Raw genomic sequence first — 22,195 nt, 5'->3', positions numbered from 1 at the left:
AGTAGTGTAAACCACCCACACTATTTTTTCGCCCCTAATTTACTATTTATAGGCGTTTAAGCACTAATTTTTACTTTAGTTAATTTACGCCATACACATTCAAGCGGACCTTGATTAAAATAGCGACTGTATAAAAAGGTAAATATAAGCTGCAGCGCAACTAATGCCGTTGCAACTAACCAGTAGTCAATACGATCAAAACTGAGCACCCAGTGGGTAAATAGCACTTTATATAACAACAGTTGTATGAGTGTTTGGCTAATATATAAAGTAAATGCTAAGCGCCCTGCTTGTTGAATAAGCGTGCCGACGTGTGCGCTGTTATTGCAAAATTTAACAATTAAATGAATATACAGCGTAGCCATACCTAGGGCCGCAAACATATTTACAAATTCTTGCACCCCATATCCTAAGCTGCCATTAAGCTGTGATGCATAAAGCCTGATTCCACAAAAAACAAGGGGCATTGCACCGCAAACTATTAATTGCTGAGTCGTTAAGCCTTTACTAAAAACGCCTTGTTTATATAAATAAATGCCAATGAGCATAAGGCCCACGCACATCCACATTGTCATTATTGGCACCATAACAAGCATCAATGTGTTCATGGCGAGGTTACTAATAAAGTAATCAATATAGTGTGGGTTATATAAATCTATAAACTGTGCTGAATCGCGGTAAATCACTTCATCGGGTACGCTAGATACAATAAGCACAGTAGCTACACCCGATAACAAAATAAACTCAAGTCCTCTTTTTAAAAGAACAGCGCTATCACTCTCTAAATATTTAATAACAAACCAGCCAGATACACCGTAAACAAATAAAATATCACCTGCCCAAAGTAAAAAACCATGCGCTAAACCAAAGAGGATTAACCAATAGAGCCTGCTTTTTAACTGCAATTCAGACTTATAACGTTGCCACTGAATATAAAGCCCGGCACCAAAAAGCAAACTAAACAGTGTTCTAAAACGCCCGTCTACAAACAAACTGCTAAAGGTGTGAATAATTGAGTCGCTAACAGGAGGATTAGTTAAAGAGGTATACCCGTATTCAAAAAGGCCGAAGGCGTAAGCATTCATGTAAACTAGGCCAAGCACGGCAACGCCGCGAATAAAGTCCATATTATAATTGCGCATTAAAGCTGTATCCGTTAAATATTATTCTTATAACTGTCAGCCCAATCGACTGACTGCTGGTAAAGTGGAGGAAGTATAGCACTGTCTATATTTAGCAAAAGTACAGCTTGTTCAAGTGCCCACCAGCTTCCTGTTTCGTATGCTTTAACAACGTTTAAAATATAATAAAGTGTGTTTTTATCCCCTAATAATGCCGTTTTTATTTCATCAGGGAAAGGTAGTTTTTCAACAAGTAAGCTCATTGGTTGATCAAGGATTGCATCTAGCAGTGAAAATAACCCAGTTAAAAATGCTTCGCCTGACTGGCTCTTATTAACCTTTTTTGCTAACAACTCACAAAAACGAGCACGTACAACACACACTTGCATTAGCTCTGCAGGCTTTTTACCCGCTGTATGAGCAGTAACAATAAGGCTCACAAACTTTTTAAGGCGTTCATGGCCTAAATACACAAGCGCTTGCTTTAATGACGATATTTGGCTTTGTATAGGAAAAACACCGCTGTTAATTAAACGCAGTAATTTATATGCAAGTGCAGCATCAAGCTCAAACAGTCCAGATATAGCTTTTATATCTGGACTGTTTTTCATTATTTCGGCGTAAATAGCGACGACTAAACCATAATTATAATCAATGTCATTTTGTTTGATCATGGTAGGTTTTGCAAAAAAATAGCCTTGAAAATAATCAAACCCCATATCAAAGGCGAGCTTATAGTCTTCTTGTGTTTCTATTTTTTCGGCTAGTATTTTTATTTGTTTATGCGCTTGTAACTTATTAATTATTGGCTGTATTTCGCTAAGAGGTGTAATTGCAATATCAAATTTAATGAGCTTCACAAGCTTTAAAAAACGATCCCACTGTGGTTTATATACAAAGTCATCGAGTGCGAGTTTGTAGTTACTATGAAATAAACCTCGGCATAGTTCATAGTTATCGTCGGTGGGTTCTATGGTTTCGAGTAACTCAATCACAACGTCTTGGCAAGGTAGGAAAGCACATAAATCGAGTTTTAATGATTCAGGTCCTATATTAATAAGTGCTTTTTTGCCTGATGTAATATGGCGTGTACCTAAATTTAATTGATTTTCCATAATAAGCCTTGCTGTTGCTTGGCCTTCTGCAATATCTGGAAAATAATTTTTTGGACTATCACGAAAAAGTAGCTCATAGGCTACTACTTTTTTACTTCGATTGAATATTGCTTGCCTTGCAACAAATACAGACACATTACCTACTTCTTAGTTTTTATATAATACTAAGTAATTAAACCCTAAGCAGGTACATTTGTCACTAAACTTTAAAGTACAGCAACGATTTACCGGTATAAGGTTGTTATATAATCAGTTGCCACTTGTGGCCACGAAAAACGCATTTGCTCTGCGCTGTGCTTAATTTTATGCCACTTTTTAGGATTTTGCTTTTTAATTAAGAGAGTTTCGTCTAAACAGCTAATTAAATTACTCGTTTGCGTTACTAACGTATCTCCATTAAAGCTAAAACCATTTTCGTGGTGTTTAACTGTATCTTTTAATCCGCCAACACTGTGAACTAAACAGGGTTGCCCCGCACGCATTGCTAGCATTTGGCTAATACCACAAGGTTCAAACGAACTTGGCATTAAGAATAAGTCACCTAGTTGATACATTAAATCGCCAACACCTTGACCATAGCCCTTCAAAAATAAAAGATTAGAATTACGCGCCATTGCTTTGGTAAATATGCTTTCGAGCTCTTTATCACCCGAGCCTAGAATAATAAGTCTGCCGTTATATTCATTAATGACTTGGCACACTTTATCAATAGCTAAAGCCTCATTAACCTGCTGGCACAATAACAACACTTTTTGCTCTGTAAGTCGGCCAACGCTTGTGATTAATGGGCCATTATTAACCGTTGCTTTAAATTGCTGTAGTCGTTGGTGGGCAATATAGTAGCCGCTTTGTAACTGCTCGCTATATGCCATCCAAGTAAATAAAGTGTTCTCTGCTTGGCTATAAAAATCAGCGAGAGTTGCGCCTTCAAGTGCATTGCTTGGATATTCGCAGCCATTTAAAATACCGACAAGCTTACCTTGGCTTGCTGCATTTTGCAGATCTTGCTCAAGCCCTTCGCCACCAAAAAAACCATGCTCGTAATTACTAGGTTCAAGAACCTCTTGGCTGTAGGTTGGTGATACAACATGTATTTTATCGCAAAGATTTATTGCACTGCGCATAGGATTAAAGCAATGAGGGTAACGCGGGTCGCATAGTTGCTGGCCATTATAACTAAGTGACGGAAACCATGCCTCTAAGCTTGAGTCGTCGTGTTTAAAAGGTCTTATACCTTGCAGTGCAATATTATGCACTGTGTAGGCAATGGGTAAGGTATTAAGTGAGCTATAACGTGGCTCAAACTTAAGTAAAACTGCAACGCAGGCGCTGTGCCAATCATGCAAATGTAGCGCTGTAGGGCGCTTTAATACACCTTGTAATAATGCTTCGCAGACAGCTGCATTAAATAAAGCAAATTTTGTCGCATCAGTTGCAAAAGGCCTCCCCGGTGCATCGTTACAATATACACTGCCTGATTCACTAAATAGCGGGTGGCTAATAACAATTTGGCTTACGTTATTTTGGGCTTGTTGTACTTGAAAAACTGTTAATACATGGGGTTGAGCATTAAATGCAACGGTTACTTCACCTATATAAATACGCTCAAGCGGCTCAAACCCGTAGTCAGGAATAACAACGTCAACCGTTATACCTTGCTTTGCGAGCGCCCTTGGGGCATCGCGTACTACATCTGCCACACCGCCTACTTTTGCGCCTGGTAACGCGTCATTTTCTGCTGCAACCATTAATACATGCATTAATTTACTACTTCCTTTAACCTGTGTGGGCTTGCTCATAAATGAGCAAGCTTTGTTGTCGTGCTTAATATTTAACGTGTTTTACGCTAGCTTTTTATTCTCACGCGCTTGGCGCTCTAACTTTTTTGCAAGCTCAGTGAGCATATCACGAGTAACAAGAACGATGCCTTTCTTAGATACTCTAAAGCCGTTTTCTTCATCTGTTTTTTTGTCAAAACCGATTTCGAGACCTGCCGGTATTTCACAGCTCCTATCTATAATCGCACGCTTAATTTTACAACCTCGATTTATAACCGCACCGGGTAAAATTACCGACTGCTCAATGGTACAAAATGAGCGAACGTGGACATTAGAAAACAAGAGTGACTTTCTAACCGCAGAGCCCGAAATAATACACCCACCCGAGACTGTTGAGTCTAAAGCCATACCACGTCTATCTTCGTCATCAAAAATAAACTTAGCAGGTGGTAGTTGCTCTTGATATGTCCATATTGGCCACGTTGGGTCGTATAAATCAAGTTGTGGTTCTGGCATTACCAATTCCATATTAGCCTCCCAGAACGAATCTAGCGTACCTACATCGCGCCAATAAGGCTGCCCTTCTTGATTTGGATCTCTAAATGGGAAAGCAAATACATTATGCTCTTCTATAATCGCTGGAATAATATCGTGACCAAAATCTCGGCCAGAGCCTTCGTTTTCAGAATCTTTTTTAAGTTGCTCAAACAAAAATTCAGTATTAAAAATGTAATTCCCCATTGATGCTAAACATGTACCTGGCTTGCCGGGTACGGAGCTAGGCATTGCTGGTTTTTCATCAAAACGACACACTCTGTTTTCTTCATCAACGGTCATTACACCAAACGTGTCTGCGGCTTCCTCTACTGGGACTTCAATACAACACACAGTCATATCTGCGCCTTTTTGCACATGTTCAGCCAATAAAGCACCATAGTCCATACGGTACACATGATCTCCAGACAAAATCATCACATATTTAGGAAGCTCGTGACGAATAATATCTATGTTTTGAAAAACAGCATCTGCGGTTCCACAATACCAATCATCACCTTGGCGCTGAGATGCAGGTAGTATTTCAACCGACTCTCCTAGCTCTTTTTTAAAGTGCCCCCACGCGCGGTTTACATGACGTATTAATGAATGTGATTTATATTGTGTAGCAATACCAACACGTCTCACACCCGAGTTAATGCAGTTTGATAGTGGAAAATCGATAATTCGATGTTTACCACCAAAGTAAACTGCTGGCTTTGCTCGCCAATCGGTTAGCTCATGCAGGCGAGAACCGCGTCCGCCTGCCAGTATTAACGCGTAAGTTTCTCTGGTTAGGCTACTTATGTAGCGATTTGCATAATTGGGCATAATACTCTCTCCATTTAGTCTAGGCTGTTAGTGGCATGGCTTTTAGTTGTCGTTAAGTCTGTTTCACTAATATTGAGGGGTTCTAAATGCCAAATGTCTTCACTGTATTGGCTTATGGTTCTATCACTTGAAAACATTCCACTGGCTGCCGTATTTAAAATACTCATTTGTGTCCAGTAGGTTTGATCTGCGTAAGCTTTATCAACTTCTTTTTGAGCTGCTACATAACTTTCAAAATCGTGCGCAACAAGCCATGGATCGTGCGGGCTCTTAATTGCATTTGTAATATCGTCAAATAAGCATGGTTCAAACAAGTTAAAATGGCCGCTTTCGAGTAGTTGCATTACATTATTTAAATCGCTATTTTGCGCGATTAAATGCTCAGGATTGTAACGCGATTTAATATCATCAATTTGATGCGCTTGTGCCCCAAACAAAAAGAAGTTGTCTGCACCAACGGCGTCTCTAATTTCAATGTTTGCACCATCCAGCGTGCCGATCGTCAATGCACCATTCATCATAAACTTCATGTTGCCAGTACCAGACGCTTCTTTGCCTGCGGTAGATACTTGCTCTGACAAATCGGTTGCAGGACAAATAACTTCCATAGCGGTTACGTTGTAATTAGGTAAAAAGGCGACGCGTAAATACGGGGCTGCTAACGGGTCTTTATTTATAACCTCTGCCACGTTATTAATAAGCTTAATAATTTTTTTAGCCATGTAATAACCCGGTGCTGCTTTACCACCTAATAAAACACAGCGAGGAACAAGCCCTTGGGTATCACCACGGCGAATACGGTCATATAAATGAATCACATGAAGTATGTTTAATAGCTGACGTTTGTATTCGTGAATACGTTTTACTTGTACGTCAAACATCATCGATACGTCAAAATCAACATCGCAGCGCGCCTTAACTAAATCAACTAAACGCTGTTTGTTTTCGCGTTTAGCATTTTGCCATTGCCCATGAAATGCTTTGTCGTCGTAAAAGCGACGTAGATCGCTAATTGTTGAAAAGTTTTTAACCCAGTCATGACCAATTTTTTCGCTGATTAATTTACTTAAGACGGGATTACAATGTGCAAGCCAACGTCTTGGTGTAACACCATTTGTTTTGTTATTAAACTTATCTGGCCAAAGCGCGTAAAACTCTTTAAATAAACCCGCTTTTAACAGTTCGGTATGCAGTGCTGCTACGCCATTTACAGAGTAACTACCTACAATGGCTAAGTAAGCCATACGAATTTGCGGCTCATCGCCCTCTTCAATCAACGACAATGCACGCTGTTTATTAACATCACCCGGCCATTGCTGTGCAACTTGTGCTAAAAAGCGTGCATTTATCTCGTAAACTATTTCTAAAATGCGTGGTAATAATTTTGAAAACAACGAAACAGACCACTTTTCAAGCGCTTCAGGAAGTAGCGTATGATTTGTGTAGGCCATCGTTTTGGTGGTGATTTGCCAAGCATCGTTCCAATCAAGTTCGTAATCATCAATTAAAATACGCATCAGCTCTGCAACAGCAATACTTGGGTGCGTGTCGTTTAACTGAAAAACATGAAAATCAGCAAAGTCGCTAAAGTTCTCGCCATGTTGGGAAACCCACTGATCAACTACGTCCTGAATACTCGCAGATGATAAAAAGTATTGTTGGCGCAATCTAAGCTCTTTACCATTTTCGCTGCTGTCGTTTGGATACAGCACCATGGTAATTTGTTCAGCTAGGTTTTTTTGTGCGACGGCTTCTGAGTAACTGCCTGCATTAAATTCGGTCAAATTAAATTCATCTGTCGCTTCTGATTTCCATAAGCGTAGCGTATTTACAACATTGTTTTTATAACCTGGGACAGGTACATCGTAAGGTACAGCTAATACATCTTGTGAACTCATCCATTGACGATGCTCTCGGCCGAATTTATCTGTGTAACTTTGCACGTAGCCGCCAAATTTCACACGTTTTGCATGCTCTGGCGCGCTTAGCTCCCATGGGTGCCCTTCGCGCAGCCAGTTATCTGGTTGCTCAATTTGGTTACCATCTTTAATTGATTGGTTAAACATCCCGTATTCGTAACGAAGGCCATAACCAATGACAGGTAACGCTAGACTTGCACAGCTATCTAAAAAACAAGCAGCTAGGCGGCCTAAACCACCGTTACCTAAACCTGCGTCGTGCTCGGCATCTTCAAGCGTTTCTACTGTTGTGCAGTATTCTTGTAATGCAGCAGCAACTTGGTCGTCTAAATCTAGGTTTAGTATTGCATTACCCAGCGCACGTCCCATTAAAAACTCAAGAGAAAGGTAAGCCGTTTTGCGGCGTTTCTCTTGCTTAATTTGTTGATTCGTTTCTCTGCAGCGGGCAACAAGTCTGTCGCGAATAGTCAGCGCTAAAGCATGGTATAAATACAGTCTTGATTCGCCGACCTTATCGCGACCTAGGGTATAATAAAAATGCCGTGTTAAGTCATCTTTAAGCGTACTTTCATCTATAACAGGACCTTCTTGCCAGCCCTTTACTACACACACTTGTTCACTTTGCTTAGCCATGACTTACATCCTCTAAATTAGCACTAAAAACCCAACTACTTTGTGCTGAAATTTCAACCATCGCATCTTCATTACTACTCACAGATGCATTATTTACACTTGATAAAACCATTTGCCACGGCGCATTAATAGGCGAAGGCGGCATTTGGCAAAAAACTGTTTTTTTACTGGCATTAAATACCATCAGTAATGCACGATTGTTTTGCTTATCAAGTAAGCTATACATTAAAAACTGTCTGGTATCTTCATGCCAATGAGCGTCGGTCATGGTTTTACCTTGTTCAGTAAACCACTTAACGGTAAAACGCTCGTCTATATCATCTAAAAATACACTGTGTTTGAACGCACTGTGCGCGCGTCTAATTTTTAAAGCATCGTCAATAAATCGTGTTAGCGAATGATTAAGCTGAGAATCTTTCCAGGCAAGCCAGCTAGTGCGATTATTTTGGCAATAAGCATTGTTATTACCCCCTTGAGAGTGCGCCATTTCGCTGCCAGCGGCAATCATGGGTACACCTTTTGAGAGTATTAAAGTAAGTAAAAAGTTCTTTTGTTGTTGCAAACGCAGTGCGTTTATTTTTGAGTCACTGGTAAAGCCTTCTACTCCACAGTTGAACGAATGATTTGCACTGTGCCCATCTCTGTTTTGCTCACCATTAGCTTCGTTATGCTTTTCTTCATAACTCACTAAATCGGCAAGCGTGAAACCATCATGACTCGTTATAAAGTTAATGCTATTAAGTGGACCACGTTGGCTATGCTCAAAAATATCAAACGATCCATGCAAACGTTTTGCAACGTTGGCAATAATGCCCGTTTCACTTTGCCAAAAACGTCTAATTACATCGCGGTATTGATCGTTCCATTCTCGCCATGGCGGCGGAAATGCCCCAAGCTGATAGCCACCAGGACCTATATCCCAAGGCTCACTTATTAGCTTAACCTTATTCAGCACAGGGTCTTGGGCTACTGCTTGTAAAAAAGTATGTGCAGAGCTAAAGCCTGCTTTTGAGCGCCCTAAAATGGTCGCTAAATCAAACCTAAAACCATCAACTCCCATTACCTCAACCCAATAACGAAGGCTATCAAGTACAAGTTGCAGCGTTTTAGGGTGATCAATATTTATGGTATTTCCACAGCCGGTATCGTTTATATATACATTAGGCTGACCCTCTACTGTGCGGTAATACGCTAAGTTATCAAAGCCTCTTAGCGATAATATAGGGCCATCGGCCCCCGCCTCTGCGGTATGGTTATAGACAACATCTAAAATAACTTCTATGTCGGCAGCATGAAGCTCGCGCACCATTTGCTTAAATTCGTTTATATCGTCGTTTACTAAATAGTCTTTATGGGGGGTAAAAAAGTTAAGCGTGTTATAACCCCAATAGTTTTGCAGCCCTTTTCCTGTTAAAAATTGCTCACTAATAAAAGAATGAACAGGTAAAAGCTCAACTGCTGTAATGCCAAAGCTTTGTAAATGCTCAATAAAGCTTGGGTGGCTTAACCCTAAAAACTTTCCTTGTAGAGATTTAGGTATTTTAGGATGACGACACGTTGTGCCTTTAACATGGCACTCGTAAATAACCGTGTTTGACCAACGGTGGTTTGGCTTTTTATGCGCATACAACGTAGGGGGTGCTACTTTTGACTTAGGTATATCAATCGCATTATTTACGGTGCTTTTAGTGCCAATTGGCATTTGCCCATAATGGCGTTCGCTCCATGTAAACTCACCAAACAAGTCTTTTGCGTATGGGTCTATCAGTAGTTTATTTTCGTTAAATAGTTGACCATTTTTAGGGTTATATTCACCCTCAACTCTAAAGCCATAAAGTGCGCCGGCGCTTAATGGCGAAATATGAATACTCCAAATACCCCCTTCGTTAATATTCATCGCCATTTTTAGAATTTCTGAATGGCCACTTTTATCAAACAAACACACATAGGCTTGGCTTGCACCTGGCGCATAAAGCGCGAAGTTAACCCCATTATTAATAACACTAGAACCTAGCGGTTCTACATTACCGGGGGCTACATCAAATTGGTTACTCATCATCAACCTTTTGTAAGTAAATAGTTGTTAAGCCACCAATGGCAATTGAAATACTGTGTTTAAAGCCATGATTTGATTCATTTATTGCCTGAACTATCTGCGATGAATCTTTAGTTACTTCAACGCCAGAGCCAAAAAACTGAGTATCGTCTGTATTTAAAACAACTTTATAACGCCCTTTACTCGGTACGCCAATAACGTAGTTTTCATATGACGCGGGGGTAAAATTAGCAATAACAACCACAAAGTCTTTTGCGTTTTTAGCATAGCGAACAAAGCTTAAAATGCTCTGCTGATTATTATTGTTATCTATCCAGGTAAAACCAGCCGCGCTCGAATCTAACTCATACAACGCGGGTTGGTTTTTATAAACAGTATTGAGCGCTTTTACGGTGTGCTTTATACCGTTATGGCTTTGGTGCTCAAGTAAATGCCAATCGATAGAATGATCATGTCCCCACTCTTTTCGCTGTGCAATTTCACCGCCCATAAACAAGAGTTTTTTACCCGGGTGTGCCCACATAAATGCGTAGTAAGCGCGTAAATTTGCAAATTTCTGCCAATCATCGCCTGGCATTTTTTCAATTAACGATCCTTTACCGTGTACTACTTCATCGTGGCTTAATGGCAATATATAGTTTTCACTAAAAGCGTATACCATCGAAAATGTCATTTCATGATGATGATGCTGACGATAAAGCGGGTCGTGCTGCATGTAATGCAAACTATCGTTCATCCAACCCATATTCCACTTATAACCAAAACCTAAACCGTTGTGCTCAACACTTTGGGTGACACCCGGCCACGCTGTTGACTCCTCTGCCACCATCATAATGCCTGGGTTGTTTTTATAGCTGCGCATATTGACTTGCTTTAGGCACTCAATCGCACCTAAGTTTTCGCGCCCGCCGTAACAATTAGCAATCCACTCGCCTTCTTTTCGGCTGTAATCTAAATACAACATAGAAGCTACGGCATCTACACGCAGACCATCTAAACCAAATTGATGTAACCAATACATAGCATTTGAAATCAAAAAGCTTTTAACTTCAGGGCGGTCGTAGTTATAAATGTAGGTATTCCAATCAGGATGAAAACCTTGGCGCTTATCGGCATGCTCATATAAATGAGTGCCATCGAATCGATGTAAGCCATGCGGATCGCTTGGAAAATGCCCTGGTACCCAATCAAGTAAAATACCTAAATTAGCTTTGTGGCACTGCTCTACAAAGTATTTAAAGCTGTTGTAGTCGCCAAAGCGGCTGGTAGGTGCAAATAATCCAACAGGCTGATAGCCCCACGAACCATCAAACGGGTATTCACTTATTGGCATAAGTTGCAGGTGAGTAAAATTCATTTCAAGGGCGTAGCTAACGAGTTTGTCGGCAAGCTCTGTGTAACTTAAATAGCGGTTGTTTTCAGCGCGTTGCCATGAGCCTAAATGCACTTCATAAATACTAATTGGCGCATCAATATGATTACGCTTTTGTCGGTTTTGAAGTGCCTGAGCGCCGAGCGTTATAGGTTCTGGTTTATACTGCAGTACACTTGCAGTACCCGGGGCTTGTTGCATTTTAAATGCATAGGGGTCGGCTTTTTCGAGTACTTCTCCACTTTGAGCGGTAATAGCAAATTTGTAGCACATGTCGGCTTTAAGGCCTGGTACGAATAACTCCCATACACCACTTGCAGGATGAAAACGCATAAAGTGGCGATTAGCTTGCCAAAAATTAAACTCACCAATAATAGAGACACTTGCAGCATTAGGCGCCCATACACAAAAGCGCACACCCTCTACATTTTGTTGAGTGCTAAAATGTGCACCAAAATGAGAGTACGCATGTTCAAGGCTGCCTTCGTTAAATAAATACATTGCCTCTGCATCAAGTGTGCTTTCAAAGCTGTATTCATCATAAAAGGTAGTGCTGCTATTTGTGTACTGAGCAATGCATTGATAAGGCGCAGTGGGCAGCGCATCAACTTTGACTATAAATAAGTCACTTTGTTGGTAGCGCTGCGCCTTAATACTTTTATTGTTTAATGTAACACTCACACTTATTGCACAAGGTAAGTAAAAACGAATTTCAACCTCAGCATCCGTTTTATGTGCCCCTAAAAAGCTAAATGGGTCTTTAAATCGTCCTGTATTTAATGCATGCACCTGTGCATCGTAACTATTTTCATTAGTTGTACTGCTCATTTAACCTTTCCTTATTGAATCGATAGCAGCTAAAAGTGAGGCATTTTTGGTAAAAATTTCTTCACTGGTATGCGTTAATACACGTCGCCAATTAGGATATTCTTTGTCTGTCCCGGGGATATTAACCGGATACTTCTGCTCATCTAAATCATCTATTTGTATTGCAAATAAACGCGATTGAGAACCCGCCAAACATAATGCTAGTGCGTTATATACTTCGACTGAATTACTATGTAATAGAAGCTCGGTTGTATTGGTATGGCGATTAATAAATCGTAGTATCCTATGTTGCTCTTCTATTCGTTGTTGCTTTAATTGCTCGTATTCATTGCAAGTAATAAGCTTGTATTGTTGCTTAATATTTAAATCAGCATGCTGCCACCAACCTGTAAAAGGCGGTACATCATGATTGGCTATCATTAACAAACACTGTGTTGCTAGCTCATCAGTCGATAAAAACTCACCACTGTGTTGTTTTTCAAAATAAAATAAGCTGTTAGAAAAAATACCGCTAGATGCCAAAGCCTGTCTTACCTCTGGCGGCACAACGCCTAAATCTTCTCCAATAACAATACTCTGATTAATATGTGATTCAACTTTTAAGATGGCGAGTAAGTGATCAAACGGGTAGTAAACATAACAGCCATCTTGTTCACTATTGCTTTCAAAGCACCACCATAGGCGCCTAATAGCCATTACGTGGTCAATTCTAAGTCCACCTACATTTTGCATGTTTGCGCGAATGAGCGAGCGATAGAATTGGTAGTGATTATTACTAAGACTTTGAGGATTTAGTGCTGGAAGCCCCCAGTTTTGGCCAGCTTCGGCCCATGGATCGGGTGGAGCACCTACACTTGCATCTTGGCTAAACAGTGGCTTTTGATTTTTAAACTCGGCCCCATCACCCGCACAACCAACAGCTAAATCATTGATTAAGCCAATAGCCATACCTCGCTCTGCACAACTTTGTTGACACAGTGCCAATTGCGTATGCGCTTGCCACTGCAGGTAATAAGCAAATGTTAAGTTATCTGATTCGAGGGTATTTAACGTAGTTGAATGAGTATTACAAAAATCAGTAAACGCTTGGCGACGCTCATCACTTGCCGTTAATTCAAACTGATTATAAAGCGCTTCAAATAACGCATACTTTATATGGCTTACATTTTCATAATCTATAAATTGATCATTACTTTTTATAAGTGTAATTACATCGTCTCGTTGCATGAGGTCATGTAGAACTGCGTTATTTTGTGCGTCTTCGCTTAATACTATAGAAATATAAAGAGGGTTTAATAAAGCCCGACTACTAGGGCTATAAGGGCTTGCACGCTCTGGCATATCAGCAAATAACAAATGCAGTGGATTAAGTAATATGTAATCCATATTTTGCGAGCTACATAATTTTGTAAGCGTTAGTAAATCGTCAAAATCGCCAATACCTAAATGCGCTTTATTTTTTAATGTGTAAAGCTGAATAGATAATCCAGTGCGCTTTGTGTCTTCAACTTGATAGACTTGCTCAGGCACGCACCAAATTTGTGTAATAGCGTGTTGCTCACCTACCTGAACATTAGCGTCATGATAGCCAATTGGCATATTACCAATGGGTAGTGCCAGCTCAATATAGCGAACGCCATGCAAGTAATATTCACCAGTGACAGCCAAATTATAAAGGTTCTCAACCGCTATATTAATCCCAAGAGAAGGGACATTAATGTTGGCGGCTAAATACTGCTGACGTTCGTCTATACGAAGCTTTAAAGCGCATTTTTTTTGGTCAACCAAACTCACACTGGGTACTAAATCCAGCCAAAGCGATGCATCTAAATCATAAGTTAGTTGAGTTATTTCGGCTTCGTTATTTGTATCAACACCGCAACATTGCAAAGCACGTTTACGCGTGTCTTCGCTAAAAAACACCTGTTCACCTGTATACTTAGTGAATTCAAAGCCAATACCATGCAGGTAAAACAACTGCGAAAGAGCATCCATTGAATCGCCTTAATTAATGCGTTGAGTATTTACTATGCTGTTTTCTGTGCCAAATGTATTGCCAATATAACCATCAGCTTGGTGGTCGTTATCCCAAATGTCTCCATTTATTAAATAACGAAAGTGAAATTGTTGATCGATAGGTAAGCGTTGTTTAAATTTAAACACACCTTGTTTTTTATTAAGCTTCATTGGCACAGGTTGCCAATCATTAAATTCGCCTAATAAGCAAACTTCTTCTGCCTCTGGATGAGAAAATTCAAAGGTTACTTCAGCTTCATCTTTTGTTTTAAAAAAACGTTTATTCAACATAGCAGGCTCCAACTAAACCAAAAAGGGTACTTAATCTTTGCCACAGGCCATACAACTAAACAAAAAGGCGATGTGGATTCCATTCAAAATCATTAAACACGTTGTAAGTTAACCAAAACTTTATTTACGCATTATTACAGTGCAACAATTCATTTTTTCTGCACTTAAAAAGTGCGGTTAGTATATAAACAATCTTTTTTAAAAAGCTCAGTAGTACAGAGCAATATTTGAACCAACTAAGCGTACATCACATATTATTTATTTAATCGAATTTAAAGTTAAATAATCCAAAAGTATTGCCTAAATTTATAAAATTCTTTTGTTCTGTACTTTCATCAGCGATAATACACAGCATCTTAATACTCTGAAATATCATAATTTTCATGTTGAAAAAAAGCATTTTAATAACTATAGCCATCATCTTTTTAATAATAGCCACACTTGTTGGTTCTTCAATCTATACCCTTTATAGTAAAAAAGAAATCTCAGTTGATCCTAAATTAAAAGAAATCTCAGGTATTGAATTTGATAAACAAAAACGTCTATGGGCTATTAACGACGGAGGCAACGAACCCAAGCTTTACCGCCTTAACAAAGATGGTTCTATCGCCAAAGAAATTTTGGTTGAAAACGCTAAAAACATTGATTGGGAAGACATGACCCAAAACAAATTTGGGCACTTTTTTTTAGGGGATTTTGGTAATAACAAGAACGATCGTAGATGGCTCACTATTTATAAAATAGAAAACCCAATAGATATAAAGACAAACACAACCCAAGCCGAAATAATTAAGTTTACCTACCCTGAAATGGATGGCAGTCCAATAAAACCCAACGACCGTAATTTTGATTTAGAAGCATTTGTAGCACTAGGTCGTCATTTATATTTATTTACTAAAAACCGCACTGAACCTTTCGATGGTATTACTAAAGTGTATAAAGTGGGCGATCATGCAGCAAATTTTGATGCTGAGCTAATTGACTCTTTTAAAACGTGTACCACGCTTGAAAAACTATGCTGGATAACCTCTGCGGCGCTCAGCCCCGATCGTAAAAAATTAGTCTTACTTGATTCAACAAGTCTTTGGTTATTTGAAAACTTTGAAGGTGATAAGTTTTTCTCTGGTGATGTATCAAAAATAGACTTAGGGATTGTTACTCAAAAAGAAGCTGTCACCTTTTTTGATGACAATACGATTGTATTTACAGATGAAGAGTTTAAAGGCATAGGCGGTAATGCTTATTTTATAAAGCTTGATAAAGCCAAAAAAGAAGTTATAAGAAAAAAACCTATTTCAGAAAAAACACTTCCATAGCATCTAGTTAGCTAAGCTAAAGCATTAAAGCTTAGCTAACTTATGTGAAAGGTAATGAGTTAATTACTCTTTTCGTTTGACGAATGAAGTGCTCTTTCTACATCAACACCTAAAATCAACACTCCAATATGACTATTATTATCATCTAAAACAGGAAAACTTAGCTGAACTTGAAAATGATGTGTTGATGCATCATATGTAACGCTATCAAAGTTAAAGTCTTTTGACTGTTTAAATATTTTAGTAAACTTATTTTCATCTCCTTGCCAGTAGTCACTGGTTAGCTTACTAATAGCGATGTTTTTTCCTTGGTTATCAGTCAATATCAGCTCAGTAACAACATCTTTAAATTGTAATTGCCATTTTTTAAATACTTTAGATAAAGGTAAATTAAGCATAGCTAATCCATCTGGGTGCTTTACTTGTTTACTTTCTTTTATCCATAGCTGGTCTAGTCTTTTAATTTCAGATTCACTTAAGGGAGACTCATTACTTATTTGAACTTGTTCTACTAAACTAGGTAAGTTCAGTAAGGTTTTAGCACTACTGGACAATCTATCAAGTATTTGCTTTTCTTCACTTTTTGATAGTGAAAATGGAGCCTGCGCGCAAGTATTTATATTTTCATCAAACTGCTGCATAAATTTAGGGAAGCGTTTAATAAGTGAATGCGAAGCAAATAATCCCAAAGGTACATACCTAAAAAATTCTCTTTGATACTCATCTTCATTAATGCCTAGCTTTGAGGCTGCTAATTCAAAATCGTCTAAATCAAGTAGAATTCTATCAATCCGCTTATGGTGCATAACATTTACTATTTCTTATAATGAATTTACTTCTACCTCAGCAATAATATTCTGAGTTTTAAACCAATTAGCCTGATAACTCCCCCTTACTGCACCATAACGCATTTTATTTTTTGGTTTATTAATGCTCTCTGGATGAGTAAACCAGTACCAGCTTTCTAAAAAGATGGGGGATGATATGCGCCCATAGGCCTTCATTTCAGGCATTAAATGAGTAGTGAAATAACCATCTAAGCGGTCTAACTTTACTTCTCGACGTGCACGTAACCATGGCAAGGTTTGTAGCTGAAAAGGGGCTCCCATTTCAAATAAAATACACTCAACTTGGTTGACTGCATTATCAGGTGCAGTGGTGGGTAAGTTTGTTCCAAACTGAAGAGGCTCAGTTAAACCCAATAAGAGGGTAAAAAAATATGCAGGGATAATTCATTGCTAAATAATGTACAAATTAAAATAAGTGTAGCCAAACAGATTAAAATTGCATTATTTGCTGTAATTATTAGGTAACAGCTCTAATTTCCTAGCTATGCAGCGCTTACACACTTAATAAACCGTTCTGTTAGCAGTGTTACTGTAGCTTTGTCTGTATAGCGCTGCTTAGCATTCTTCATAATATGCTTTGAGCAAACATTTTTAGATTCTTCAAATTGAGAATTGCAGCTAACAACAGTATTACCTAAAGCTTCCTGATAGGCTTTATCTGCGCACATAGTTAAAGCAAAATCTGTAGCGCCAGCAATTATTTCATTGATATTTACTGAGGATGTTTCGAGTTTAAAATAGATATCACTATACGTATTAACTTCTGTATTCTTTGACGAAAAATGACTAGCTTTGGCAGTTAAATAATAGCCTATAAGTATGATTGATAATATCACTGTAAAAACCGTTTTCATAATTACCCTTAACACAATAATTAGTATTGCATTGTTTATAAAATAGTTCGATTTTTTACATAAGTACGAGGGAGGGAGACTCTCTACATCCATGTAAGTAGCAAATAAATCCTTGTTATGTAATTACTAAAAACGCAATTACCAACTTTTTTTTAATTTTAGCATGCAAGATAAATAAATCAAGAATTTATAAACTATTTACTACACGTTATTTAGTAATGTTTATAGTCATTTCTAATATATAAACAGTATTAAAGAACTCAGGGCTTAAATGGCGATTAACGCTTAAATTTAGTTTCTAAAATAACAGAAGATGTTGTGCGCTCTACTCCATCCAGATTTCCTATATCGTCTAGTAAATGGCTAAGCTGCTCTAAATTTTGAGCCTGTACTACAGCAATTAAATCAAACTCACCACTTATGGCATAGAGCTGCGAAATTGCATCAATTTGCTTAAGCTCAATATTTGTTTTAGTTGTTAATTTTTGTCTTACTTTTATAGACACATGAGCTGATACCATTTTACTGAGGTAGTCGTCACCATAATCAACGCTATAGCCTTTAATTACACCCGTTTCTTCTAGTTTGAGCATACGGCTTTGTACCGTTGAACGAGATAAATCAAGCATGCGGGCAAGATCAGATATACTCGCTCTAGCGTTTGTTTTTAGTACAGAAAGTAGCTTTTCATCTTGTGGAGTTATCATAATGGTTATTTTCTTCGTTATTTTGACTTTTATTTTAATCATTTTTCACAAAATAGCACTGCAATTTTAACAGCTAACCTTCGATAATGACCTCTACAAGAAATAATAACGTGTTTGCTGAAGAATAAAGGCTATATTCTTCTTTGAGTTAGCAACTAATCTTTTATCTAAGCCCATTAAATTTAGGTGTAAAAATGCAAGTAACAAGAGACTTATTTAACGACGTAATGGTACCAAACTATAATCCATCGGCAATCATTCCAGTTCGTGGTGAAGGTTCACGCGTTTGGGATCAAAATGATAACGAGTTTATCGATTTTGCTGGTGGTATTGCCGTTAACTGTTTGGGTCACTGTCATCCTGCATTAGTTAAAGCATTAAAAGAGCAAGGCGAAAAAATTTGGCATTTATCGAATGTTATGACCAATGAGCCAGCACTTCGTTTAGCTCAAAAAATGGTTGAAGCAACATTCGCTGATAAAGTTTACTTTGCAAACTCAGGCGCAGAAGCCAATGAAGCAGCGCTTAAGTTAGCGCGTCGTTATGCATTGGACGTATATGGCGCTGAAAAAACGCAAATAATTGCATTTAATAAAGGTTTCCATGGTCGAACATTTTTCACAGTCACTGTGGGCGGGCAAGCTGCTTATTCAGATGGCTTTGGTCCAAAACCTGCTGACATAGTACATTGTGATTTTAACGATATAGCGGCATTTGAAGCGCTGATCTGCGATAAAACATGTGCTGTTATGATGGAACCATTACAAGGTGAAGGCGGTATTATTTCACCAACAGATGAATTTGCTAAAAAAGTACGTGAACTTTGTACTAAACATAACGCGTTACTTATTTTTGATGAAGTACAAACAGGTGTTGGTCGCACAGGCGATTTATACGCTTATGAAGGTTTAGGGGTTGTTCCTGACATTTTAACAACGGCAAAAGCATTGGGTGGTGGTTTTCCAATTGGCGCTATGATCACTCGTACACCAATTGCTGAGCATTTAAAAATTGGTACTCACGGTTCTACTTATGGCGGAAACGCACTTGCTTGTGCTGTAGCCGAAGCGGCATTTGATACAGTAAATACACCTGACGTGCTAAACGGTGTTAAAGAGCGCGAGCAATTATTCCGTGACGGATTAAACGCAATTAACGAAAAATACAACGTATTTAGCGAAGTACGTGGTAAAGGCTTATTAATTGGCGCAGTACTAAATGACAAATTTGAAGGACGTGCACGCGACTTTTTAGTAGCCAGTGCTAATAATGGTTTAATGAACCTTGTAGCTGGCATGAATGTAATTCGCTTTACACCGTCTTTAGTTATCCCGTTTGAAGATATTAAAGAAGGCTTAGCGCGCTTTGAAAAAGCCGTTAGCGATGTAGTAAACGGTTAATATAGTTTAAATTAGCACGCCAAATGGCGTGCTATTGGAGCAAGCAATAAATGCAAGTATTACGTCCTATTACTGCCAATGATTTTGACGCGCTTAAACAAATAGCGATTGAATCCGGTCATGGGTTTACCTCTTTACCTGTGGACGATGCACAGCTTAAAGAAAAAATTGAACGTGCTGAAAAAAGCTTTGCCAAAAACATTAACCAGCCACTTGATGAAAGCTATTTATTTGTTTTAGAAGACAGTGAAACAGGTGACGTTATTGGTACAACCGCTATAGAAGCTGCGGTAGGTTTATCGGTGCCTTTATATCATTATCATTTAGGTAAAACAGTACACCACTCGCCTACTTTAAATGTATATAACACCGTTGATATTTTAAGCATGTGTAACGACTACACAGGCTGCTCTGAAATATGCACATTATTTTTGCGCGAAAATAGCCGCAAAGGTTTAACGGGTCGATTTTTATCGCGTTCACGCTTTTTATTTATGGCTCAGCATAGCGAGCGTTTTGCCGATACTGTTATCGCAGAAATGCGCGGTGTTAGCGACGAAGACGGCCATTCTCCTTTTTGGCAATGGCTGCAAGAGCACTTTTTTAGTATTGAATTTCCAGAAGCGGATCACTTAGTTGGCTTAGGCGATAAGGTATTTATTAGCGAGTTAATGCCTAAATACCCTATTTATGTGAACTTGCTTAGCAAGAAAGCCCAAGCAGTTATTGGGCATGTGCATGAAAAAACAAAACCTGCGCTAAAATTATTAGAAAAAGAAGGTTTTGAGCACAGAGGCTACGTTGACTTATTTGACGCAGGCCCAACGGTTGAAGCAAAGCTTGGTAATATTCGCAGCATTCGCGACTCTCAAGTTTGCCCTATTACTATTGGTGAGCTTGATCACATATCACAAAATAGCTCTGATACGCTGGCTGTATGTAATCAAGGCGTAAGTGGCTTTAGAGCAACATTTACCAAAGACGCACATTACAATCATGCAAAACATACTCTCGTCATTAGCCAAGATGTGGCTAAAGCACTTAATTTAAGTCAAGGAGATGCAGCGCGATTTTTCCGCCTGTAAATTATTTATGAATACACACCTAATTAATAACCAGTGGCATGCAGGGCAAGGTCCAGCATTTGAGTCAATCAATCCAAGTAATGGCGATGTGGTATGGCAAGGTAATGGCGCAAACGCTGATCAAGTAAACTCAGCTATAAAAGCAGCCAGAGCAGCACAGGTACAATGGGCAGATAAGCCGCTTGAAGAGCGTATAGCCATTCTTGAAAACTTCGCAGCTCAATTAAAAGAACACAGCGAAGAATTTGCGACCATAATTGCACGCGAAACAGGTAAGGCATTATGGGAAACCCGCACAGAAGTGGGCGCAATGACAGGCAAAGTAGCTATTTCAGTTAAAGCGTACCATGAACGTACCGGTACAACCGAAAACCCAATGCCAGGTGCAAAAGCGTTTATTAGACACAAACCGCATGGCGTTGTGGCTATTTTTGGCCCGTATAACTTTCCGGGGCATTTACCAAACGGGCATATTGTTCCTGCAATTTTAGCAGGCAACACCGTGATCTTTAAGCCATCAGAACTAACACCGCACGTTGCAGAATTCACCCTCTCACTTTGGCTAAAAGCGGGCTTACCAGCAGGTGTTATTAACCTTGTGCAAGGTGAAATTGAAACAGGTAAAGCACTTGCCTCTCACAAAGACATAGATGGATTGTTTTTTACCGGTAGCTCAAACACAGGTCACTTACTACATAAGCAATTTGCAGGACACCCTGGCAAAATTTTAGCACTTGAAATGGGTGGTAATAATCCTCTTATTGTAAAAGATGTGAGTGATGTAAGCGCTGCTGTGCACGATATTATTCAATCAGGCTTTATTACCTCAGGTCAGCGCTGTACATGTGCACGCCGCTTATTTATTGAAAAATCGCTCAATGGCGATGCTATTTTAGAAAAGCTAATAAGCGCGACTAAAAACATAGTTGTAGACGACAGTTTTGCTACAGAGCAGCCTTTTATGGGTGCAATGATAAGCGAAAAAGCAGCACTGGGTATGGTCGCTGCGCAAAGTGAATTAGTGTCAAAAGGCGCGCAAATCCTTGTTGAACTTAAGCAATTAAAATCAGGCACCGGTTTTGTAAGCCCGGGTATTATTGATGTAACAAACATTACCGACATGCCAGATGAAGAGCATTTTGGACCGCTTATCAAAGTGTATCGTTACAACGACTTTGACAGCGCAATCATTGAAGCCAATAACACAAACTTTGGTTTATCTGCAGGTTTACTTAGCGACAGTGAAGATGATTACACTCACTTCTTAAAGCGCATTCGTGCAGGGATTGTTAACTGGAACCGCCCTATTACGGGTGCCTCTAGTGCAGCTCCATTTGGCGGTATTGGCGCCAGTGGTAATCACAGAGCAAGTGCCTATTACGCCGCTGATTATTGTGCATACCCTGTGGCATCTGTTGAGTCAGACAAAGTGAGCTTACCGCAAACCCTAGCGCCAGGCTTGATAATTGAATAAGTAATAAACCAAAATTT

The 22,195-nt window shown here is 39.1% G+C and carries 17 protein-coding genes; 4 read left to right on the top strand and 13 right to left on the bottom strand.

Translation table 11 applies throughout. The features are described from left to right. Positions 1 to 56: 56 nt before the first annotated feature. From GQR45_RS06630 to GQR45_RS06590, 9 genes are all read right to left on the bottom strand, one after another. Entirely contained in the window at positions 57 to 1,127 is a 1,071-nt protein-coding gene (locus tag GQR45_RS06630; protein ID WP_165725553.1) for a DUF418 domain-containing protein, read from the bottom strand. A 29-nt stretch (positions 1,128 to 1,156) separates the two neighbouring features. Beyond that, complete coding sequence (locus GQR45_RS06625) at positions 1,157 to 2,371, bottom strand: HDOD domain-containing protein (protein ID WP_165725473.1); 1,215 nt, start codon at positions 2,369 to 2,371, stop codon at positions 1,157 to 1,159. A gap of 89 nt (positions 2,372 to 2,460) precedes the next feature. Then, on the bottom strand, positions 2,461 to 3,996 hold the full coding sequence (locus GQR45_RS06620; protein WP_165725552.1) for a glycogen/starch synthase: 1,536 nt from the start codon (positions 3,994 to 3,996) through the stop codon (positions 2,461 to 2,463). Positions 3,997 to 4,077: 81 nt separating this feature from the next. Beyond that, positions 4,078 to 5,379, bottom strand: coding sequence for a glucose-1-phosphate adenylyltransferase (glgC, locus tag GQR45_RS06615; RefSeq protein WP_002958601.1), 1,302 nt, complete (start codon positions 5,377 to 5,379; stop codon positions 4,078 to 4,080). 14 nt (positions 5,380 to 5,393) lie between these two features. Next, positions 5,394 to 7,931 (bottom strand): glycogen/starch/alpha-glucan phosphorylase, encoded by a 2,538-nt coding sequence (locus GQR45_RS06610; protein ID WP_165725472.1) that lies wholly within the window; start codon positions 7,929 to 7,931, stop codon positions 5,394 to 5,396. After that, positions 7,924 to 9,987, bottom strand: a complete 2,064-nt coding sequence (gene glgX, locus GQR45_RS06605) for a glycogen debranching protein GlgX (protein WP_165725471.1) — start codon at positions 9,985 to 9,987, stop codon at positions 7,924 to 7,926. The genes GQR45_RS06610 and glgX overlap by 8 nt, the downstream gene beginning before the upstream one ends. Further along, the gene (gene glgB, locus GQR45_RS06600) at positions 9,980 to 12,187 is read right to left on the bottom strand and encodes a 1,4-alpha-glucan branching protein GlgB (RefSeq protein ID WP_165725470.1); all 2,208 of its coding nucleotides are present in this window, start codon (positions 12,185 to 12,187) and stop codon (positions 9,980 to 9,982) included. The genes glgX and glgB overlap by 8 nt, the downstream gene beginning before the upstream one ends. Next, a complete protein-coding gene (gene malQ, locus GQR45_RS06595; protein ID WP_165725469.1) occupies positions 12,188 to 14,182 on the bottom strand; it encodes a 4-alpha-glucanotransferase in 1,995 nt (664 codons plus the stop codon). 9 nt (positions 14,183 to 14,191) lie between these two features. Next, positions 14,192 to 14,494, bottom strand: coding sequence for an isoamylase early set domain-containing protein (locus GQR45_RS06590; RefSeq protein WP_007580752.1), 303 nt, complete (start codon positions 14,492 to 14,494; stop codon positions 14,192 to 14,194). 383 nt (positions 14,495 to 14,877) lie between these two features. Between GQR45_RS06590 and GQR45_RS06585 the strand changes: the two genes are divergently transcribed. Next, positions 14,878 to 15,810, top strand: coding sequence for a hypothetical protein (locus GQR45_RS06585; RefSeq protein ID WP_007580756.1), 933 nt, complete (start codon positions 14,878 to 14,880; stop codon positions 15,808 to 15,810). A 59-nt stretch (positions 15,811 to 15,869) separates the two neighbouring features. Here GQR45_RS06585 and GQR45_RS06580 read toward each other — a convergent pair whose 3' ends face one another. The 4 genes from GQR45_RS06580 to GQR45_RS06570 all read right to left on the bottom strand — a co-directional run bounded on the left by GQR45_RS06580 (position 15,870) and on the right by GQR45_RS06570 (position 18,219). Further along, positions 15,870 to 16,616: a cache domain-containing protein gene (locus GQR45_RS06580; RefSeq protein ID WP_240920169.1), complete on the bottom strand. Its 747-nt coding sequence runs from the start codon at positions 16,614 to 16,616 to the stop codon at positions 15,870 to 15,872. Positions 16,617 to 16,631: 15 nt separating this feature from the next. Continuing rightward, positions 16,632 to 17,012 carry a hypothetical protein gene (locus GQR45_RS21335; protein WP_240920168.1) on the bottom strand — a complete coding sequence of 127 codons (381 nt, stop codon included), beginning with the start codon at positions 17,010 to 17,012 and terminating at the stop codon, positions 16,632 to 16,634. A gap of 128 nt (positions 17,013 to 17,140) precedes the next feature. Then, positions 17,141 to 17,512, bottom strand: a complete 372-nt coding sequence (locus GQR45_RS06575; protein WP_165725468.1) for a hypothetical protein — start codon at positions 17,510 to 17,512, stop codon at positions 17,141 to 17,143. Between the two features lie 278 nt (positions 17,513 to 17,790). Beyond that, on the bottom strand, positions 17,791 to 18,219 hold the full coding sequence (locus GQR45_RS06570; RefSeq protein WP_002958609.1) for an Lrp/AsnC family transcriptional regulator: 429 nt from the start codon (positions 18,217 to 18,219) through the stop codon (positions 17,791 to 17,793). Between the two features lie 194 nt (positions 18,220 to 18,413). On the opposite strand from GQR45_RS06570, the gene GQR45_RS06565 reads away from it, so the two are divergent. From GQR45_RS06565 to astD, 3 genes are read left to right on the top strand one after another with little or no spacing between them, the layout of a single operon-like run. Next, positions 18,414 to 19,619 carry an aspartate aminotransferase family protein gene (locus GQR45_RS06565; RefSeq protein WP_165725467.1) on the top strand — a complete coding sequence of 402 codons (1,206 nt, stop codon included), beginning with the start codon at positions 18,414 to 18,416 and terminating at the stop codon, positions 19,617 to 19,619. Between the two features lie 50 nt (positions 19,620 to 19,669). Then, positions 19,670 to 20,704, top strand: a complete 1,035-nt coding sequence (gene astA / locus GQR45_RS06560; RefSeq protein WP_007580762.1) for an arginine N-succinyltransferase — start codon at positions 19,670 to 19,672, stop codon at positions 20,702 to 20,704. Between the two features lie 7 nt (positions 20,705 to 20,711). Then, on the top strand, positions 20,712 to 22,178 hold the full coding sequence (gene astD, locus GQR45_RS06555) for a succinylglutamate-semialdehyde dehydrogenase (RefSeq protein WP_165725466.1): 1,467 nt from the start codon (positions 20,712 to 20,714) through the stop codon (positions 22,176 to 22,178). Positions 22,179 to 22,195: the final 17 nt, after the last annotated feature.

The sequence above is a fragment of the Pseudoalteromonas sp. SA25 genome, assembly GCF_011378705.1.
Taxonomy (GTDB): domain Bacteria; phylum Pseudomonadota; class Gammaproteobacteria; order Enterobacterales; family Alteromonadaceae; genus Pseudoalteromonas; species Pseudoalteromonas arctica.
Note: the sequence above shows the minus strand (reverse complement) of the source record. Positions and strands in the feature narration are given on the sequence as shown.

Bases quoted from the DNA above. Each gene is read 5' to 3' on its own strand.
- glgC (WP_002958601.1), bottom strand. From the start codon at position 5,379: ATGCCCAATTATGCAAATCGCTACATAAGTAGCCTAACCAGAGAAACT.
- GQR45_RS06565 (WP_165725467.1), top strand. From the start codon at position 18,414: ATGCAAGTAACAAGAGACTTATTTAACGACGTAATGGTACCAAACTAT.
- GQR45_RS06575 (WP_165725468.1), bottom strand. From the start codon at position 17,512: ATGAAAACGGTTTTTACAGTGATATTATCAATCATACTTATAGGCTAT.
- malQ (WP_165725469.1), bottom strand. From the start codon at position 14,182: ATGGATGCTCTTTCGCAGTTGTTTTACCTGCATGGTATTGGCTTTGAA.
- GQR45_RS06590 (WP_007580752.1), bottom strand. From the start codon at position 14,494: ATGTTGAATAAACGTTTTTTTAAAACAAAAGATGAAGCTGAAGTAACC.
- GQR45_RS06580 (WP_240920169.1), bottom strand. From the start codon at position 16,616: ATGCACCATAAGCGGATTGATAGAATTCTACTTGATTTAGACGATTTT.
- glgX (WP_165725471.1), bottom strand. From the start codon at position 9,987: ATGAGTAACCAATTTGATGTAGCCCCCGGTAATGTAGAACCGCTAGGT.
- GQR45_RS06630 (WP_165725553.1), bottom strand. From the start codon at position 1,127: ATGGACTTTATTCGCGGCGTTGCCGTGCTTGGCCTAGTTTACATGAAT.
- astD (WP_165725466.1), top strand. From the start codon at position 20,712: ATGAATACACACCTAATTAATAACCAGTGGCATGCAGGGCAAGGTCCA.
- glgB (WP_165725470.1), bottom strand. From the start codon at position 12,187: ATGAGCAGTACAACTAATGAAAATAGTTACGATGCACAGGTGCATGCA.
- GQR45_RS06610 (WP_165725472.1), bottom strand. From the start codon at position 7,931: ATGGCTAAGCAAAGTGAACAAGTGTGTGTAGTAAAGGGCTGGCAAGAA.
- GQR45_RS06620 (WP_165725552.1), bottom strand. From the start codon at position 3,996: ATGCATGTATTAATGGTTGCAGCAGAAAATGACGCGTTACCAGGCGCA.
- GQR45_RS06570 (WP_002958609.1), bottom strand. From the start codon at position 18,219: ATGATAACTCCACAAGATGAAAAGCTACTTTCTGTACTAAAAACAAAC.
- astA (WP_007580762.1), top strand. From the start codon at position 19,670: ATGCAAGTATTACGTCCTATTACTGCCAATGATTTTGACGCGCTTAAA.
- GQR45_RS06585 (WP_007580756.1), top strand. From the start codon at position 14,878: ATGTTGAAAAAAAGCATTTTAATAACTATAGCCATCATCTTTTTAATA.